Source organism: Streptomyces sp. NTD107, from assembly GCF_059510435.1.
In genome coordinates, this window is record NZ_JCAJZV010000001.1 from 13,222 (window position 1) to 30,031 (window position 16,810).

The following is a 16,810-nucleotide window of genomic DNA, read 5'->3' on the forward strand; positions in this document are numbered from 1 at the left end:
CCTTTGGCGGGGCAGGGCCTCTTAATCCTGGTAGTAGTCAGCGGTTGCCGGGGTCACTGGCCATTTCGCCGCGCCCTGCCGGGACATCGGGTACTTGACGCTGAACAGTTCCCCGGACATGCGGATGTCATTGACCTCGGCGATCAGGATCGTCCCCTCGACCCGGACCTTCGAGGTTCGGATCACCCGCAGCAGCGGAACGCCGGGCGGCAGCAGCAGCGCCGCGACATCGGACGGGCTGGGCGTCGCAGCGGTGACCTCCTCCTCCCAGGAGATCGGTGCTCCCGTCCACTCCTCGATGCGGTCATAGATCCCGCCGAGCCCGGTATCCCCTGCCAGGACGGGCAGTTCGGCCACGACGGCGGGATGCAGCCAGCTGTCGGTGAGCTGCCGGAACCGCTCGTCGTCCGGGTCGCCGTTGAGCCGTTTGCGTACGACGACGGGCTCTCCCGCACCGATGCCGAGTAGCTCCGCGATGTCCGGCGGCACGGGGGCGGTGGTCACCTCGGTCTGAGTGCCCGCGACCATGCGCCAGTGCTGGACATTGCTGCCGGAGTAGTAGCCGAGGTGGTCCCGCTCCATGCCCCGGGACCGCACCATCCGGGTGCGGGGACGATCCCGCACGAAGGTCCCGGCCCGCCCGCCCTTGTACTCCACCAGACCTTCGGCCTTGAGCTGGTTCAGCGCCTGCCGTGCGGTCTGCCGGGACACGCCGTGCTCCGCCGCCAGGGCCTCCATGGTCGGCAGCCGCTCACCAGGTGCCACAGCTCCGTTATGAATCAGCTCCCGTAGCTGGTTCGCGATCTCTTCCGCCGTCTGTGCCATGCGGAGACAGCCCCTCTCGTTCTCGCTCTGACGTTTGCATCGTCAACACTAAGTGCTAGCAGGTACTCCTTGACGCGCAAGCTCGCCGAGGGCATCATCATGCTACGAAATAGGTGATAGCACCTATGTCTCGGTGGATCCCAATGGCCTGATTCCGCCGCGCCCGCTTCCGGAGCCGAGCGGGTCCCGCAACGACATATTTCCCCGACATCCGAAGGGCGGATCACCATGACCGAGGGCATCATCCCCGCCAGCCCGACAGAGGCCGCCTACTACCTCGACCGCGTCCAGCGGCTCAGCCACGTCGTCGACGACGCCACCGCCGACCGTGATCTCGCCGTCCTCCGCGCGCATGAGCGCGGAGCCAGCCACCAGGAGATCGCCCGGCGGGCCGACCTCAGGCCCGCCGAGGTGGAGGCCGTCGTCACCTCGCTCCTCGCCGAGGAGGACATCGCCGACTGGTGTGACGGGCCCGACTACCTCCCCGTCTACCGGCATTACCGCTGAGCCCTACGTCGAGGCCCGTACCACCAGTTCGGCCGGGGTCACGATCGGGGCCAGCGGGGTGGCCGCCGGGGTCGGGGCGGGGGCCAGCTGGCGGAGCAGGAGCTGGGCCATCAGGCGGCCCATCAGCTGGACGTCCTGACGGACCGTGGTCAGGGCGGGCTCGGCCCAGGCGGCCGGCTCCAGGTCGTCGTAGCCGGCCACCGCCACATCCCGCGGCACCCGCAGACCGTTGCGGCGCAGAGTGCGCAGCGCGCCCGTGGCCATCAGGTCGTTGCCCGCGAAGACCGCGTCCAGGCCGGGGGAGCGCTCCAGCAGTCGCGCCATCGCCGACTCCCCGGCCCGCGCCGTGAAATCGCCGTGCGCCAGCAGCGCCGGGTCCGGTGTCGTACGGCCCAGCGCGTCCAGATAGCCCGCGAGCCGGTCCTGGGCGGCCGTCTGGTCCAGCGGGCCGGTGATGACGGCGATCCGGCGCCGCCCGCGCGCCAGCAGGTGGTCCACGGCCTGCCGCGCGCCGTCGCGGTTGTCGGTGTCGACGTACAGGAGCGTCGGGTCGGTCCCCGCGCCCGGCCAGCCGGGGCGCCCGCCGAAGACCGTGGGCAGCCCGGAGGCCCGCGCCAGCGCCGGCAGCGGATCGGTGTCGCGCAGCGAGAACATCAGCACGCCGTCCACGTGGCCGCCGGCCAGATAGCGGCCGATCCGGTCGTCGTCACCGGGGTGTTCCACGAGCATCAGCAGCAGCTGGGTGTCGTGGTCGGCGAGTTCGCGGCCGATGCCGCGCAACTGCTGTGCGAAGAACGGGTCGGCGAAGACCCGCGACTCCGGCTCCGCTATCACCACGCCCACCGCCCCCGTACGGCGGGTGACCAGCGAGCGGGCCGCGCTGTTGGGGACGTACCCCAACTCCGCCACCGACCGCTGGACGCGCTCCCGCAACTCCGCCCGTACGTTGGGGGTGCCATTGACCACCCGGGAGACGGTGGCCCGCGAAACACCGGCGTGAGCGGCGACGGCTTCGAGTGTGGGGTGGCGTTCTGGCACTTAGGGTCCTCTTAAGTCGCTGGCCCTTGACCGTACCGTCCGGTCCCGGCAGTGTGCTGGGAGGCGCTCTGAGAGCGCTCTCATTGACTCCCCCCACGGGATCCGTCCGATGCAACGCCGCACCCCCACAAGGAAGATGCGCACTGTCATGAGCATGAAAAAGTCCGGCTGTTCACTGCTTGTCGACCATGTTTCCGTTCAGATCGGTGAGGTGTGATCCCGATGGTTACCCGCAGAAACCTGCTCAAGGGCGCCGCCGCCGGTGCGATCGCCGTGCCGGCCGCCGGGCTGCTGGCCAGCCAGGCGTTCGGCAATGAGGACCCGGGCAGCGTGAACACCTCCGCCGCCACCCTCCCGGTCACCATCGTCAACAACACCGGCAACTGGAACAACAGTTCCATCTACATCTACATCGTCGGCAATGTGGAGGGCCGTCAGGTACGGCTCACCCCGCAGGGCACGCTGGCCCCGATCCAGCTCGGTGACAACGGCGCGGACGGCTTCACCGACTACGCCATCTCGCTGGCCTCCTCCGGCTCGACCACCATCCAGCTGCCGTACATGTCGGGCCGGATCTACGCCGCGCTCGGCGCCAAGCTCAAGTTCAAGGCGGTACTGGACGGCAACGGCGTCCCCGCGCTCGCCTACCCGGCCGGCTGGGTGGAGTCCGACCCCAACTACCCGGTGCTGCACGACTGCGCGGAGTTCACGTACAACGCGGACGGCATGTTCTGCAACGTCACCATGGTCGACATGTTCAGCGTGCCCATGGACGTCCGGCTCCAGGGCAACGCCGACCAGTCGGCCGGTGCGCTCAAGCCCGGTGGCCGGCAGCAGGTGTTCACCGAGGTGGGCCGCAACCCCGCGTTCGCCCCGCTGGTGATCGGGGACCGCCGGGTGCTCGCCCCCAGCCACGGTCTGGACGCCGGACGCTTCTCCCGGACGTACTTCGACTCGTACATCAACCAGGTCTGGGGCGAGGGCAATCAGCTGAACATCCGCACCAACCTGGGCTACTTCACCGGGCGGGCCAGCGGCGGCCGGCTGGTCTTCAACGGGCCGGGCCAGGTGGCGTTCGACCGGCCCACCACCCGCGATGTGCTGTTCTGCGACGGCGCGCTGCACGCCCCCAACGACGGGGTACGGGGCCCGGTCGCCGCGATCCTGGGCGCCGCGCTCAACCGCACCACCGCGCTCAGCCACCGCGAGCAGCCGGTGACCAACGCCGCCGCCTTCTACCAGGGCGATGTCACCCACCACTACGCCAAGGCGCTGCACAACGCCACCGTGGACGGCCGGGCCTACGGCTTCGCCTTCGACGACGTGGCGGACTTCGCCTCCTACATCCAGGACCACGCGCCGCGGCAGTTCACCCTGACGCTCAGCCCGTTCTGATCCATCCCCGGTAAAACGCCGGTGGCCGCCCCGAACTCCAGCCGGGGCGGCCACCGGTGCGTTGCGCCGGGCGGGCGTCAGCCGCCGTACGCGCCGGACGCGGTCAGCCGCAGCGCCGTGTCGATCAGCGGCACATGGGAGAACGCCTGCGGGAAGTTGCCCACCTGCCGCTGGCGGCGCGGGTCCCACTCCTCGGCCAGCAGCCCCAGGTCGTTGCGCAGCGACAGCAGCCGCTCGAACAGCTTGCGGGCCTCGTCCACCCGGCCGATCATCGCCAGATCGTCCGCCATCCAGAACGAGCAGGCCAGGAACGCGCCTTCGTCGCCCTCCAGGCCGTCGACCCCCGCCTGGTCACCCGCGGTCGGGTAGCGCAGGATGAAGCCGTCCAGGGTGGACAGTTCGCGCTGGATCGCCTCGATGGTGCCGATGACCCGCTTGTCGTCCGGCGGCAGGAAGCCCATCTGCGGGATCAGCAGAAGCGAGGCGTCCAGTTCCTGCGAACCGTAGGACTGGGTGAAGGTGTTGCGCTCCTTGTCGTAGCCGTGCTCGCACACATCGCGGTGGATCTCGTCGCGCAGTTCGCGCCAGCGCTCCAGCGGGCCGTCCACCTCCCCCGACTCGATGAGCTTGACGGTACGGTCCACCGCCACCCAGGCCATCACCTTCGAGTGGGTGAAGTGCCGGCGCGGCCCGCGGACCTCCCAGATGCCCTCGTCCGGCTCGTTCCAGTGCTCCTCCAGGTAGCGGATGAGCTTCAGCTGGAGCAGATTGGCGTGATCGTTACGGGCCAGGCCGGTCATGTGGCCCAGATGCAGGGCCTCGGTGACCTCCCCGTACACATCCAGCTGGAGCTGCCCCGCCGCGCCGTTGCCGATCCGCACCGGCTGCGAGTTCTCGTAGCCGGGCAGCCAGCTCAGCTCGGCCTCGGCCAGCTCGCGCTCGCCCGCCACCCCGTACATGATCTGGAGGTTCTCCGGGTCGCCGGCCACCGCGCGCAGCAGCCACTCGCGCCAGGCCCTGGCCTCCTCGTGGTAGCCGGTGCGCAGCAGCGAGGACAGGGTGATCGCGGCGTCGCGCAGCCAGGTGTAGCGGTAGTCCCAGTTGCGGGAGCCGCCGATCTCCTCGGGGAGGGAGGTGGTGGGGGCCGCGATGATGCCGCCGGTGGGCGCGTACGTCAGAGCCTTGAGGGTGATCAGCGAGCGGACCACCGCCTCCCGGTACGGGCCGTGGTACGTGCAGTGGCTGACCCACTCGCGCCAGAACTCCTCGGTGGCGGCCAGCGCCTCCTCGGGCTGCGGCACCGGCGGCGGCTCCTTGTGGGACGCCTGCCAGCTGATGGCGAAGGCGATCCGGTCCCCGGGCGCCACCGTGAAGTCGGAGTAGGTGGTGAGGTTCTTGCCGTACGTGTCGGCGGTGGTGTCCAGCCACACCGAGTCGGGGCCGGCCACCGCCACCGTACGGTCGTCGACCTTGTGCACCCACGGCACCACCCAGCCGTAGGAGAACCGCATCCGCAGCGTCGAGCGCATCGGCACCCGGCCGCTGACGCCCTCCACGATCCGCACCAGCTGCGGGGCGTCGCTGCCGCGCGGCGGCATGAAGTCCGTCACACGCACGGTGCCGCGCGTGGTGTCCCACTCGGACTCCAGAATCAGCGAGTCGCCCCGGTAACGGCGCCGGGTGGCGGGCGGCGGCGGCACATCCTTGCCGTGCGCCGGTCCGATGCGCCAAAAACCGTGCTCATCTGTGCCGAGCAGGCCGGCGAAGACCGCGTGGGAGTCAAAACGGGGCAGACACAGCCAATCAGCCGAGCCGTCCCGGCAGACAAGGGCGGCGGTCTGCATGTCGCCGATGAGTGCGTAATCCTCGATGCGCCCGGCCACTTGCATCTCCAGTCGAACGGTGGGGCCGCCCCCGTGGGACGTGCGGTATTTCGTCGCTCAATTGAGCGTCCGAGCAGGATACGACGGCTCGCGGCTCTCCGCGCGCCATCCGCGTCCTGCCTGGCTACCGCCCGCTCACTGATACGCTGGTAGCCCGTGGAGCGGAGGGCAGCAGGACCCCCGAACCGCATCCGACCTCGCGACCACGGGAGCCCGTCTTGGCCACTGCCTCCAGTCCCCGCAAGACGACCAAACACATCTTCGTCACCGGCGGGGTCGCGTCCTCGCTCGGCAAGGGACTCACCGCATCCTCACTCGGTGCCCTGCTCAAGGCGCGCGGGCTGCGCGTCACCATGCAGAAGCTGGACCCGTATCTGAACGTGGACCCCGGCACCATGAACCCCTTCCAGCACGGTGAGGTCTTCGTCACCAACGACGGAGCCGAGACCGACCTCGACATCGGCCACTACGAGCGGTTCCTGGACGTCGATCTGGACGGCACCGCCAACGTCACCACCGGGCAGATCTACTCCACCGTGATCGCCAAGGAGCGGCGCGGCGAGTACCTGGGTGACACGGTGCAGGTCATCCCGCACATCACCAACGAGATCAAGCACCGCATCCGGCGGATGGCCACCGACGACGTGGACGTGGTGATCACCGAGGTCGGCGGCACGGTGGGTGACATCGAGTCGCTGCCGTTCCTGGAGGCGGTGCGCCAGGTGCGGCACGAGGTGGGGCGGGACAACGTCTTCGTCGTGCACATCTCGCTGCTGCCGTACATCGGTCCGTCCGGCGAGCTGAAGACCAAGCCGACCCAGCACTCGGTGGCCGCGCTGCGCAACATCGGCATCCAGCCCGACGCGATCGTGCTGCGCGCCGACCGTGAGGTGCCGCTGGCCATCAAGCACAAGATCTCCCTGATGTGCGACGTGGACGAGGCCGCCGTGGTGGCCTGCATGGACGCCCCGTCGATCTACGACATCCCCAAGGTGCTGCACACCGAGGGCCTGGACGCGTACGCCGTGCGCCGGCTCGATCTGCCGTTCCGCGATGTGAACTGGACCCAGTGGAACGATCTGCTGCGCCGGGTCCACCACCCCGAGCACGAGGTGCGGGTGGCGCTGGTGGGCAAGTACATCGATCTGCCCGACGCGTATCTGTCGGTGACCGAGGCGCTGCGGGCCGGCGGCTTCGCGAACAACGCCCGGGTGAAGATCAAGTGGGTGACCTCCGACGACTGCAAGACGCCGGGCGGCGCCGCCGAGCAGCTGGCCGACTGCGACGCGGTGTGCATTCCGGGTGGCTTCGGCGACCGGGGCGTGGACGGCAAGATCTCCGCGATCACCTGGGCCCGCGAGAACCGGGTGCCGCTGCTGGGGCTGTGCCTGGGGTTGCAGTGCGTGGTGATCGAGGCCGCGCGCAATCTGGCCGGGATCGAGGGGGCGGACTCCACCGAGTTCGACCGTACGACCGCGCATCCGGTGATTTCGACGATGGCCGAGCAGTTGGACATCGTCGCCGGTGAGGGCGACATGGGCGGCACCATGCGGCTGGGCATGTACCCGGCGAAGCTGGCCGAGGGCTCGATCGTGCGCGAGGTGTACGGCGGCGAGCCGTACGTCGAGGAGCGGCACCGGCACCGTTACGAGGTCAACAACTCCTACCGCCAGGACCTGGAGAAGAAGGCCGGGCTGGTCTTCTCCGGCACCTCGCCGGACAACAAGCTGGTGGAGTACGTGGAGTACCCCCGCGAGACCCACCCGTACCTGGTCGCCACCCAGGCCCACCCGGAGCTGCGCTCCCGGCCCACCCGTCCGCACCCGTTGTTCGCCGGTCTGGTGAAGGCCGCAGTCGAACGAGCCGAGCGAAAGGCCGCCTGACCGACGATGACCGTCGAACTCCGTGACATCCCCGACTCCTGGCCGGTGCGCGGCACCGCGACGCCGTTCACCGGGAACAAGACCAGCGTCCGTACGGATGAGGTGGTGATGCCGGACGGATCGGTGGTGCGGCGCGACTACCAGGTGCATCCCGGCTCGGTGGCGGTGCTGGCGCTGGACGAGGCGGACCGGGTGGTGGTCATCCGGCAGTACCGGCACCCCGTACAGCAGCGCCTGTGGGAGATCCCGGCGGGGCTGCTGGACGTCCCCGGCGAGAACCCGCTGCACGCCGCACAGCGCGAGCTGTACGAGGAGGCGCACATCAAGGCCGAGGACTGGCGGGTGCTGGTGGATGTGTACACCACACCCGGCGGGTGCGACGAGGCGGTGCGGATCTTCCTGGCCCGTGAGCTGTCCGACGCGGACGGCGAGCGGTACGCGGTCGCGGAGGAGGAGGCGCAGATGGAGCACGCCCGGGTGCCGCTGGCCGAGCTGCTGCGCGCCGTTCTGGCCGGGGACGTGCACAACAACTGCCTGGTGGTGGGCGCGCTGGCGCTGGCCGCCGCGCGGGCGGGCGACGGCGAGGAGGCCCTGCGCCCGGCCCTGTCCCCCTGGCCGGCCCGGCCGTTCCCGGCGTAGTGGGCTTCACCGGGCGGGGCGGGGCGGGGCGGCGCGGCCCCGGTCCTGTCGCGTCGCGCGATCCGCGCCGGTGACCCCGGCCGCGACCGGGTCGGCCGGGACGCCCGGGTGGCGCCGTCCTCGGGTCCCGCCTCGGTCGGGCTCGCCGCCGATGGCGTGGCGGCCGTGCCGGGGTGCCGGGCCGCCGGTGGGTGGGGGTGTCGTGTCTTGGTGGGGCGTACGCCCCCGGTGGCATACGCTGCGCTCACCACTCACCACGCACGCGAAGCAGAGGGCGCGCAGTGACGGAAGCGGCGGTGCACGGGTCCCCCGGTCCGGGGGGACTGCTCGGACGGCAGGGCGAACTCGCGCGGCTGCGCGCCGATATCGACGGGGCCGGTCTTGACACCATGGCCGGCCGGCCCGTCCCGCGCAGCCGGGTGCTGCTGGTGGCCGGCCGGCCCGGCAGCGGCCGGACCGCGCTGGCCGAGGAGTTCGTCCAGGAGCAGCTTGCCACCGGCCGTTATCCGGACGGCCTGCTGCGCGCCCGGCTGACCGATCCGGGTGGTGAGGCCGTTCCCGTGGAGCGTGTCGCGCGTGAGCTGCTGGCGGCCGGGGACGTGTCCGCGCCGGCCGGGGCCGACGAGGAGGAGCTTGCCGACATCCTGCGTACGGCCCTGGGCAAGCGCCGTGCGCTGCTGCTGCTCGACGACGTGGCTGGCGCCGAGCAACTGGCCGAGCTGATCCCTGACACCCGTGACTGCCTGGTGCTCGCCGTCTCCCGAGGCCCGCTCACCGGCATCCCCGATGTGCGCCCCTGCACCCTGGGTGGACTGGAGCGGGCGCCCGCGCTGAGCCTGCTGCGGCGGGGCGCGGGGGAGATCCGGATCACGGTGGACCCCACCGCCGCCGCCCGGCTGACCGAGGCATGCGGCGGACTGCCGGCCGCCGTGGTGCTGGTGGCCGGCTGGCTGGCGATGCGTCCCGAGGCCACCATCGCTGAGGCGCTGGCCCGGCTCACCCACCCGGACGACGAGGACGGCCTCGGCGGCCACCAGGACCCGGTGGCCCTGGCTTTCCGGCTGGTGTACGCGGCGCTGCCGTCCGCCGCCGCCCGTACCCTGCGGCTGGCCGCGCTGGCCCCGGCCGGGGTGCTCGACGCGCATACCGTGGCCGCGCTGTCCGGCTGCGCGCTGGGCGCGGCACGCGGCGCGCTGGAGAACTTCGCGCTGCTGGGCCTGGTCCGGCCCGCCCCGCCCGGTGGCGAGCGCGGGGAGTACCGGCTGCCCGGGGTTCTTGACCCGCTGTTGCGCACGCTGCTGCGTACCCAGGAGCGGCCCGCCGAGGTGCTGCTGGCGCGGGCCAGGTTGCTGGAGCGGGCGGTGCGCCGGCTGCGGGCCTGCCAGGCGGTCACCGAACCGCTGGGCGGCCCGGCCCGGCGGTGGCTGTCCGGGCTGCCGGCCGCGCTGCGCTTCGATGAGCCGGCGGACGCGGCGCGCTGGCTGAGTGCCCGGCTGCCGGCGCTGACCGCCGCCGCCCGGATGGCGGTCGCGGACGGCGGTGATCTCGACACGCTGGCGCGGCGGCTGGTCGGGGCGCTCAGTGGCGCGCTGCTGGCGCACCGCGGCCGGCCGGCCGCGGCGCCCGAGCTGTACCGGCTGCACGAGCTGGTGCTGGAGGTGGCGACCCGGCGCGGGCCGGCCGGGGAACGGGCGGCGGCTCTGCTGGTGCTCGGCGATCTGGATCTGGCGGCCGGCCGGGCCGCGCTCGCCCTGGAGCGGTACCGGGCGGCGCTGGACGCCGCCCGGGCGGACCGGGCCGGCCCGGACGGTCCGCTCGCCGCGCGGGCGCTGGAGTCCGTGGGGGACACCTATACCGAGCTGGCGGACTGGCAGCGGGCGGCCGACTGGTACGGGCGGGCGCTGGCGATCCAGCAGTCGCGTGACGAGCCGGCGGCGGTGGCCCGGCTGCACGGGCGGATCGGGGCGGCCCTGACCCGTACCCGGCACTGGGGCGAGGCACTGCGCGCCTGGCGGGCCGCCGCCGCCGCGCACCGCAGGGACGGGGACCGGCGTGGCCAGGCGGCCGCGCTGGCGGAGCTGGCCACCGTCCAGGAGTACGCGGGCCGGCCGGAGGAGGCGTTGCGCACCGGCGAGGAGGCGCTGCGGCTGGCGGGTGCGGCGGGCGACGCGGAGCTGGTGGGCCAGGTGCGGCTGCTGCTGGCGGGGATCGCCGAGCGGATGGGGCGGATGGCCCAGGCGGCCAGGTACCGGGTGGCGGCGGGGCCGGGGTCGGGGCCGGGGTCCGGCGGCGCGCTGGAATCCTTTGCGCTTACCGAGGAAGGGACTTGCGAAACATAGAGCCCATCGAGAGATGATCGATTGAATGTAAGGCTGGACAGAGGTAAACCCTTCATTAAACTGGTGTGACAGCTGCTTCCGCTCTGCCTTCGGCAATGACGCAAGGACCGTGATCCACGTGAAGGTCGGGATTCCCCGCGAGGTCAAGAACAACGAGTTCCGGGTCGCCATCACCCCGGCCGGCGTGCACGAGCTGGTCACCGCCGGGCACCAGGTCGCCGTGGAACGCGGCGCCGGCCTCGGCTCCGCCATCACCGACGAGGAGTACACCGCCGTCGGCGCCTCGGTCCTCCCCACCGCCGACGAGGTGTGGGCCGAGGCCGAGCTGCTGCTCAAGGTCAAGGAGCCGGTGGCCGAGGAGTACCACCGGCTGCGCAAGGGCCAGACCCTGTTCACCTACCTCCATCTGGCCGCCTCCCAGGAGTGCACCCAGGCGCTGCTCGACTCCGGCACCACGGCCATCGCCTACGAAACGGTGGAGACCGCAGGCCGCGCCCTGCCGCTGCTGGCGCCCATGTCGGAGGTCGCCGGCCGGATCGCGCCCCAGGTCGGCGCCTACCATCTGATGCGCTCGGCGGGTGGCCGCGGCGTGCTGCCCGGCGGGGTCCCCGGCACCGCTCCCGGCGAGGCGGTGGTCATCGGCGGCGGGGTCTCCGGCTGGCACGCCACCCAGATCGCCATCGGGCTCGGCTTCCATGTGACGCTGCTGGACCGGGACGTGGCCAAGCTGCGGGAGGCCGACCGGATCTTCGGCACCCGGGTGAAGACCATCGTGTCCAATGTCTTCGAGCTGGAACGCGCCGTTCTCGCTGCCGACTTGGTGATCGGCGCGGTGCTCGTCCCCGGGGCGCGGGCACCAAAACTGGTCAGCAATGAGCTGGTGGCGCGGATGCGCCCCGGAAGTGTTCTTGTCGACATCGCGATCGACCAGGGCGGCTGCTTCGCCGACTCGCGGCCCACCACGCACGCCGAACCCACCTTCCGGGTACACGATTCGGTCTTCTACTGTGTGGCCAACATGCCCGGCGCGGTGCCCCACACCTCCACATATGCCCTGACCAATGCCACTCTCCCGTATATCGTGGAGCTGGCCGGTCATGGCTGGACCGGTGCCCTGCGCCGTGATCCGGCGCTGGCCCTGGGCCTCAACACCCATGAGGGACAGGTTGTCTACGGCCCGGTGGCCGAGGCCCACGGACTGCCGCACACCGAACTGGGCGCGGTTCTGGCCTGATCCGATCGATCCGTCAACCGGAGGCGTCAACATCGGGAAGATCACATCCTCTTGTCGACACATCGGCTGACAGGAGGGGCACCGGTCACCGCCGGTGCCCCTTTCAACCAAGTGGGCGCTGCGGTAACGGACCTCGGGACGCTCTCGCACTCTTGACAAGGGGGTGTGCGAAGCCCGACACATCGGTACCGGTCCGGCGGATTGTGTTGCCGCTGACCGCCGACACGCCATAGAGTCGCCAATCGTCGGCATGGTGCAACGCTGACTCTGTAGAGAAGTTTCCTGATCCCCTAGGAGGTAGGACGACTTGTGAATGAGTCGACAATTACTCCCCGGGGAGGGCATTCGGGCAGCCGTTCCGTCGCTGTCCGTACCTTCGCAACTCACCAAAGCCACGCGACCATGACAGCGCCTCAGAGCACGGACGGCCACGACGTGAAAGACGCCGACCGTATCCCCGATGACGTAGAGCTGCCCGACGGCCAGTTCTACGACCCGGACGCGGAATACGAACCCGACCCCGAGTACGCGGCGACCATCGCGCCCGACGCGGCCCGACAGCGCCGCGAGCGCATCGGACCCACCGGGCGCCCGCTGCCGTACTTCCCGATCCCCGGCCCGCTCACCGAGCGCGGCCCGGCCAAGATCATCGCCATGTGCAACCAGAAGGGCGGCGTCGGCAAAACGACCTCCGCCATCAATCTGGGCGCGGCGCTGGCCGAGTACGGCCGCCGCGTACTGCTGGTGGACTTCGACCCGCAGGGCGCCCTGTCGGTCGGCCTGGGGGTCAACCCCATGGAACTCGACCTCACCATCTACAACCTCCTGATGGAACGCGGCATGGCCGCCGACGAGGTCCTGCTGAAAACCGCCGTGGCCGGCATGGACCTGCTGCCCAGCAACATCGACCTGTCGGCCGCCGAAGTGCAGCTGGTGAGCGAGGTGGCGCGCGAGTCGACCCTCAGCCGCGCCCTGCAACCGCTGCTGCCCGACTACGACTTCATCGTCATCGACTGCCAGCCCTCGCTGGGCCTGCTCACCGTGAACGCGCTCACCGCGGCGCACAAGGTGATCGTGCCGCTGGAGTGCGAGTTCTTCGCGCTGCGCGGCGTCGCGCTGCTGACCGAGACGATCGAGAAGGTGCAGGAGCGGCTGAACCCGCACCTGAGCCTGGACGGCATCCTGGCTACCATGTACGACTCCCGTACGGTGCACAGCCGGGAGGTCCTGGCACGGGTCGTCGAAGCGTTCGACGACAGCGTGTACCACACGGTCATCGGACGCACCGTGCGCTTCCCGGAGACCACGGTCGCCGGTGAGCCGATCACCACGTACGCCTCCAACTCGGTGGGCGCCGCCGCCTACCGTCAGCTCGCCAGGGAGGTGCTCGCCCGGTGCCACGCCGAGTGAGTCTCCCGGCAGCCGACGAACTGTTCCGCACCACCGGGGGGTCGGCGTCCGTCCAGCCCTCCAGCCCGAACGAGCAGCAGGCGGCACAGTCGCCGTCCTCCGCCGATCACCCGGCGCCCACGGCGCCGGGCGGCGGGGGAGGCGAGGCCGCAGCCGGCGCCCCGGCGGCGGTGCCGGGGCAGGCCAAGCGGCGCTCCGCGCCGCAGCAGCAGCCCACGACGGCGGCAGCGGCGGGCGCGGGGGCCGCCGCCACACCGGCGGCGGGACAAACGGGGCAACAGGCCCAGGCGCAGGCGCAGGCACAGCCGCGCAAGGTGCGGTCCGCCCGGCGGCCGAGCGGGCGGGAACGGCACGACGAGAAGATCACGGTCTATGTGTCCGCCGAGGAACTCATGGACCTGGAGCACGCGCGGCTGGTGCTGCGCGGCGAGCACGGACTGGCCGTGGACCGCGGACGCATCGTCCGCGAGGCGGTCGCGGTGGTCCTGGCGGACCTCGAATCACGGGGCGACGCCAGCATTTTGGTACGCCGGCTGCGGGGTCGCTAGCCGCGGGTAGAGCCACCGGGCGATGTTGCCGTCGCGGCACGTCCCAATTGTCGGCACCGAGGGGTAATGTGCCCCGGGATGCCCCCGACCGACCCACCCGTCCCCGCACGCCGCCGCCCCCTGGGCCCCGGCGCGGGTGCGCTGCGCGCGGGCGGGGCCGCTGCGCCCGAGCCGCTGCGCGGCGCGTCGGGCGGCGGTGAAGAGGCTGACGCCGGCCCGGATTCGGTGCTGCGTGCGGTGGGGCCGGTGGCCGCCGACGGGTTGGCCGGTACGGATCGCCCGTTGGACGTCGGCGCGGGGGCGTCGGTTGGGGGTGAAGAGGCTGACGCCGGCCGGGAATCGGTGCTGCGTGCGGGTGGATCGGTGGCCGGGTCGGGGCAGGCCGATGCGTCCGCGGGGACGGATCGCCCGCTTGATGGCGGCGCGCCCGGGTCGGGGGGTCTGCCGGGGACGGGTGCCCGGCACTCCGGGGGCGTTCCGTTGCCGGACAACAGCGGGCGGGAGCCGCCGCGCGGAGCCGAGTTGCCGGCAGGCGACCGGCGTGGGGGCGGGCCAGGAGGCGCCGGTACGGCGGCCGAGTCCGGGAAAGTGCCGGGAGCGGGCCCCGAGCCGGGCCCGCCGCCCCCGCCGGTGGACGGTTCGCCGGGCCCCGCCGCCAGTACGCGCGTACCGGGCCCCGCCACCGCCCCCGACGCCCCCGTGGCGGAAGGGCGATTCCGGCTGGTACTGGAGAACTTCGAAGGGCCCTTCGATCTGCTGTTGCAGTTGATCTCGCGGCACAAGCTCGATGTGACCGAGATCGCGCTCTCCAAGGTCACCGACGAATTTCTCGCCCATCTGCGGGCCATGGGGCCAGACGGGGATCTTGATCAGACCACCGAGTTCCTTGTCGTCGCCGCCACCCTTCTCGATCTCAAGGCCGCCAGGCTGCTGCCCGCCGCCGAGGTCGAGGACGAGGGGGATCTGGCGCTGCTGGAGGCCCGGGACCTGCTGTTCGCCCGGCTGTTGCAGTACCGGGCGTACAAACACGTCGCCGAGATCTTCGCCGAGCGGCTCAGCGCCGAGGCACGGCGCCACCCCCGTACCGTCGGCCTCGAACCGCACCACGCGCAGCTGCTGCCCGAGGTGATGATCAGTGTCGGGCCCGAGGGGTTCGCCGCGCTGGCCGTCAAGGCCATGCAGCCCAAGCCGGTGCCCCAGGTGTATGTGGACCACATCCACGCGCCGCTGGTCTCCGTACGCGAGCAGGCCGCCGTGGTCGTCGAGCTGCTGCGGGCCGCCGGGCAGGCGTCGTTCGCCGAGCTGACCGCCGACGCCCCCGACACCCTCACCGTCGTGGCCCGCTTTCTCGCCCTGCTGGAGCTGTACCGCGAGCGCGCCGTACACCTTGACCAGCCCGAGGCGCTCGGCCCGCTGCTGGTGCGCTGGAGCGCCACCCCGGAGGCGGCCGGCCGGGAGCTGGTCACCGATGAGTTCGATCAGGAGGCATCCGATGAGTGATCCGGCTCCGCCGCCCGCGCTCAAGCCGTCCCTGGAGGCCGTGCTCATGGTCGTCGACGAGCCGGTCACCGTGGAAGCGCTGGCCAAGGTCCTGGACCGGCCCCGCCGCGAGATCGCCGACGCGCTGCGCGAGCTGGCGGACGAGTACACCGTCCAGAATCGCGGCTTCGAGCTGCGGTACGTGGCCGGCGGCTGGCGGTACTACACCCGGGCGCGGTACGCCGAGGCGGTGGAGGGCTTCGTTCTCGACGGGCAGCAGGCCCGGCTCACCCAGGCCGCGCTGGAGACGCTGGCCGTCGTCGCCTACCGGCAGCCGGTCAGCCGTTCCCGGGTCTCCGCGGTGCGCGGCGTGAACTGCGACGGGGTCATGCGCACCCTGCTCCAGCGCGGGCTGATCCAGGAAGCGGGCACCGAACCCGAAACAAGTGCGATCCTGTACGGGACGACACACTACTTCCTGGAGCGCATGGGCCTCACGGGCCTGGACGAGCTCCCGCAGCTGGCTCCCTTCCTTCCCGAGGCCGATCAGGTCGAGGGCGAGAGCCAGGAAGGAGTGCCGTCGTTCTCAGTTGACGACAACGGCGAGACTCCTACGGATCATTGATGCGAAGCAGCGGCAATAACAGCAACCGGAACCACCGGGGCGCGGGCAACAGCCGCGACGACAAGCAGAAGCGGACGGGCAAGCCCCCCCGTCCCGAGGAACGGCGCTACGGCCAGCAGGGCAGTGCGTTCGGGCCGGGCGGGCCCGCCAAGCCGGCCCGCAAGCGGGCGGCGCCCGCGCGGTCGCGCGAGTACGACGCCCAGATCGAGGAGCGCAACCGCGCCCGGCACACCAAGCCCGCGGTCAAGCTGCCCAAGACCCACGGGGAGCCCGAGGGCGAGCGGCTCCAGAAGGTCCTGGCCCGCGCCGGGCTCGGCTCGCGGCGGGCCTGCGAGGAGCTGATCGACCAGGCCAGGGTCGAGGTCAACGGCAAGATCGTCACCGAGCAGGGCCGCCGGGTCGACCCCGAGAAGGACGAGATCAAGGTCGACGGACTGACCATCGCGTCCCAGTCGTACCTGTTCTTCGCCCTGAACAAGCCCGCCGGCGTGGTCGCCTCCATGGAGGACCCCGAGGGCCGCCAGTGCCTGGGCGACTATGTGCAGAACCGCGAGACCCGGCTCTTCCACGTCGGCCGCCTCGACACCGAGACCGAGGGCCTGATCCTGCTCACCAACCACGGCGAGCTGGCGCACCGGCTGACCCACCCCAAGTACGGCGTCAAGAAGAGCTACCTCGCCGCGATCCGCGGGCCGATCCCGCGCGACCTGGGCAAGCGGCTCAAGGACGGCATCAAGCTGGAGGACGGGTACGCCCGCGCCGACCACTTCAAGGTCGTGGAGAACACCGGTAACAACTACCTCGTCGAGGTCAGCCTGCACGAGGGCCGCAAGCACATCGTGCGCCGGATGCTCGCCGAGGCCGGCTTCCCGGTCGACAAGCTGGTCCGTACCCACTTCGGCCCCCTCGCGCTCGGCTCGCAGAAGTCCGGCTGGCTGCGCCGGCTCACCAACACCGAGGTGGGCCAGCTGATGCGGGAGGTCGGTCTGTGACCGCCCGCTGACC

At 71.4% G+C, this 16,810-nt stretch carries 14 protein-coding genes; 11 read left to right on the top strand and 3 right to left on the bottom strand.

The window, feature by feature from the left end; translation table 11 throughout:
• Nucleotides 1-21: 21 nt before the first annotated feature.
• Nucleotides 22-825, bottom strand: a complete 804-nt coding sequence (locus tag AC5WRL_RS00065) for a GntR family transcriptional regulator (protein ID WP_496086110.1) — start codon at nt 823-825, stop codon at nt 22-24.
• A gap of 228 nt (nt 826-1,053) precedes the next feature.
• Between AC5WRL_RS00065 and AC5WRL_RS00070 the strand changes: the two genes are divergently transcribed.
• On the top strand, nt 1,054-1,332 hold the full coding sequence (locus AC5WRL_RS00070) for a hypothetical protein (RefSeq protein ID WP_496086111.1): 279 nt from the start codon (nt 1,054-1,056) through the stop codon (nt 1,330-1,332).
• Between the two features lie 3 nt (nt 1,333-1,335).
• On the opposite strand, the gene AC5WRL_RS00075 is transcribed toward AC5WRL_RS00070, so the two are convergent.
• A complete protein-coding gene (locus AC5WRL_RS00075; RefSeq protein ID WP_496086112.1) occupies nt 1,336-2,370 on the bottom strand; it encodes a LacI family DNA-binding transcriptional regulator in 1,035 nt (344 codons plus the stop codon).
• A gap of 222 nt (nt 2,371-2,592) precedes the next feature.
• Between AC5WRL_RS00075 and AC5WRL_RS00080 the strand changes: the two genes are divergently transcribed.
• Nucleotides 2,593-3,765, top strand: coding sequence for a beta-1,3-glucanase family protein (locus AC5WRL_RS00080; protein ID WP_496086113.1), 1,173 nt, complete (start codon nt 2,593-2,595; stop codon nt 3,763-3,765).
• Between the two features lie 77 nt (nt 3,766-3,842).
• Here AC5WRL_RS00080 and AC5WRL_RS00085 read toward each other — a convergent pair whose 3' ends face one another.
• Nucleotides 3,843-5,654, bottom strand: a complete 1,812-nt coding sequence (locus tag AC5WRL_RS00085) for a glycoside hydrolase family 15 protein (RefSeq protein ID WP_496086114.1) — start codon at nt 5,652-5,654, stop codon at nt 3,843-3,845.
• 212 nt (nt 5,655-5,866) lie between these two features.
• Between AC5WRL_RS00085 and pyrG the strand changes: the two genes are divergently transcribed.
• The 9 genes from pyrG (at nt 5,867) to AC5WRL_RS00130 (ending at nt 16,797) form a co-directional block, all read left to right on the top strand.
• Nucleotides 5,867-7,531, top strand: coding sequence for a CTP synthase (gene pyrG / locus AC5WRL_RS00090; RefSeq protein ID WP_496086115.1), 1,665 nt, complete (start codon nt 5,867-5,869; stop codon nt 7,529-7,531).
• A gap of 6 nt (nt 7,532-7,537) precedes the next feature.
• Complete coding sequence (locus AC5WRL_RS00095; protein ID WP_496086116.1) at nt 7,538-8,170, top strand: NUDIX domain-containing protein; 633 nt, start codon at nt 7,538-7,540, stop codon at nt 8,168-8,170.
• Between the two features lie 296 nt (nt 8,171-8,466).
• Nucleotides 8,467-10,509 carry a tetratricopeptide repeat protein gene (locus tag AC5WRL_RS00100; protein WP_496086117.1) on the top strand — a complete coding sequence of 681 codons (2,043 nt, stop codon included), beginning with the start codon at nt 8,467-8,469 and terminating at the stop codon, nt 10,507-10,509.
• A gap of 118 nt (nt 10,510-10,627) precedes the next feature.
• Nucleotides 10,628-11,743 (top strand): alanine dehydrogenase, encoded by a 1,116-nt coding sequence (gene ald / locus AC5WRL_RS00105; RefSeq protein WP_496086118.1) that lies wholly within the window; start codon nt 10,628-10,630, stop codon nt 11,741-11,743.
• 402 nt (nt 11,744-12,145) lie between these two features.
• Complete coding sequence (locus tag AC5WRL_RS00110; protein WP_496086119.1) at nt 12,146-13,153, top strand: ParA family protein; 1,008 nt, start codon at nt 12,146-12,148, stop codon at nt 13,151-13,153.
• On the top strand, nt 13,150-13,701 hold the full coding sequence (locus AC5WRL_RS00115; protein WP_496086120.1) for a hypothetical protein: 552 nt from the start codon (nt 13,150-13,152) through the stop codon (nt 13,699-13,701). Before AC5WRL_RS00110 ends, AC5WRL_RS00115 begins: the two co-directional genes overlap by 4 nt.
• 78 nt (nt 13,702-13,779) lie before the next feature.
• Complete coding sequence (locus AC5WRL_RS00120) at nt 13,780-15,201, top strand: segregation and condensation protein A (RefSeq protein WP_496086121.1); 1,422 nt, start codon at nt 13,780-13,782, stop codon at nt 15,199-15,201.
• Nucleotides 15,194-15,805 (top strand): SMC-Scp complex subunit ScpB, encoded by a 612-nt coding sequence (scpB, locus tag AC5WRL_RS00125; protein ID WP_496086122.1) that lies wholly within the window; start codon nt 15,194-15,196, stop codon nt 15,803-15,805. The genes AC5WRL_RS00120 and scpB overlap by 8 nt, the downstream gene beginning before the upstream one ends.
• Complete coding sequence (locus tag AC5WRL_RS00130) at nt 15,805-16,797, top strand: pseudouridine synthase (RefSeq protein WP_496086123.1); 993 nt, start codon at nt 15,805-15,807, stop codon at nt 16,795-16,797. Before scpB ends, AC5WRL_RS00130 begins: the two co-directional genes overlap by 1 nt.
• The last annotated feature ends 13 nt before the right edge of the window (nt 16,798-16,810 follow it).

Bases quoted from the DNA above. Each gene is read 5' to 3' on its own strand.
- AC5WRL_RS00120 (WP_496086121.1), top strand. From the start codon at position 13,780: ATGCCCCCGACCGACCCACCCGTCCCCGCACGCCGCCGCCCCCTGGGC.
- AC5WRL_RS00080 (WP_496086113.1), top strand. From the start codon at position 2,593: ATGGTTACCCGCAGAAACCTGCTCAAGGGCGCCGCCGCCGGTGCGATC.
- scpB (WP_496086122.1), top strand. From the start codon at position 15,194: ATGAGTGATCCGGCTCCGCCGCCCGCGCTCAAGCCGTCCCTGGAGGCC.
- AC5WRL_RS00065 (WP_496086110.1), bottom strand. From the start codon at position 825: ATGGCACAGACGGCGGAAGAGATCGCGAACCAGCTACGGGAGCTGATT.
- AC5WRL_RS00085 (WP_496086114.1), bottom strand. From the start codon at position 5,654: ATGCAAGTGGCCGGGCGCATCGAGGATTACGCACTCATCGGCGACATG.
- AC5WRL_RS00070 (WP_496086111.1), top strand. From the start codon at position 1,054: ATGACCGAGGGCATCATCCCCGCCAGCCCGACAGAGGCCGCCTACTAC.
- AC5WRL_RS00095 (WP_496086116.1), top strand. From the start codon at position 7,538: ATGACCGTCGAACTCCGTGACATCCCCGACTCCTGGCCGGTGCGCGGC.
- AC5WRL_RS00130 (WP_496086123.1), top strand. From the start codon at position 15,805: ATGCGAAGCAGCGGCAATAACAGCAACCGGAACCACCGGGGCGCGGGC.
- AC5WRL_RS00110 (WP_496086119.1), top strand. From the start codon at position 12,146: ATGACAGCGCCTCAGAGCACGGACGGCCACGACGTGAAAGACGCCGAC.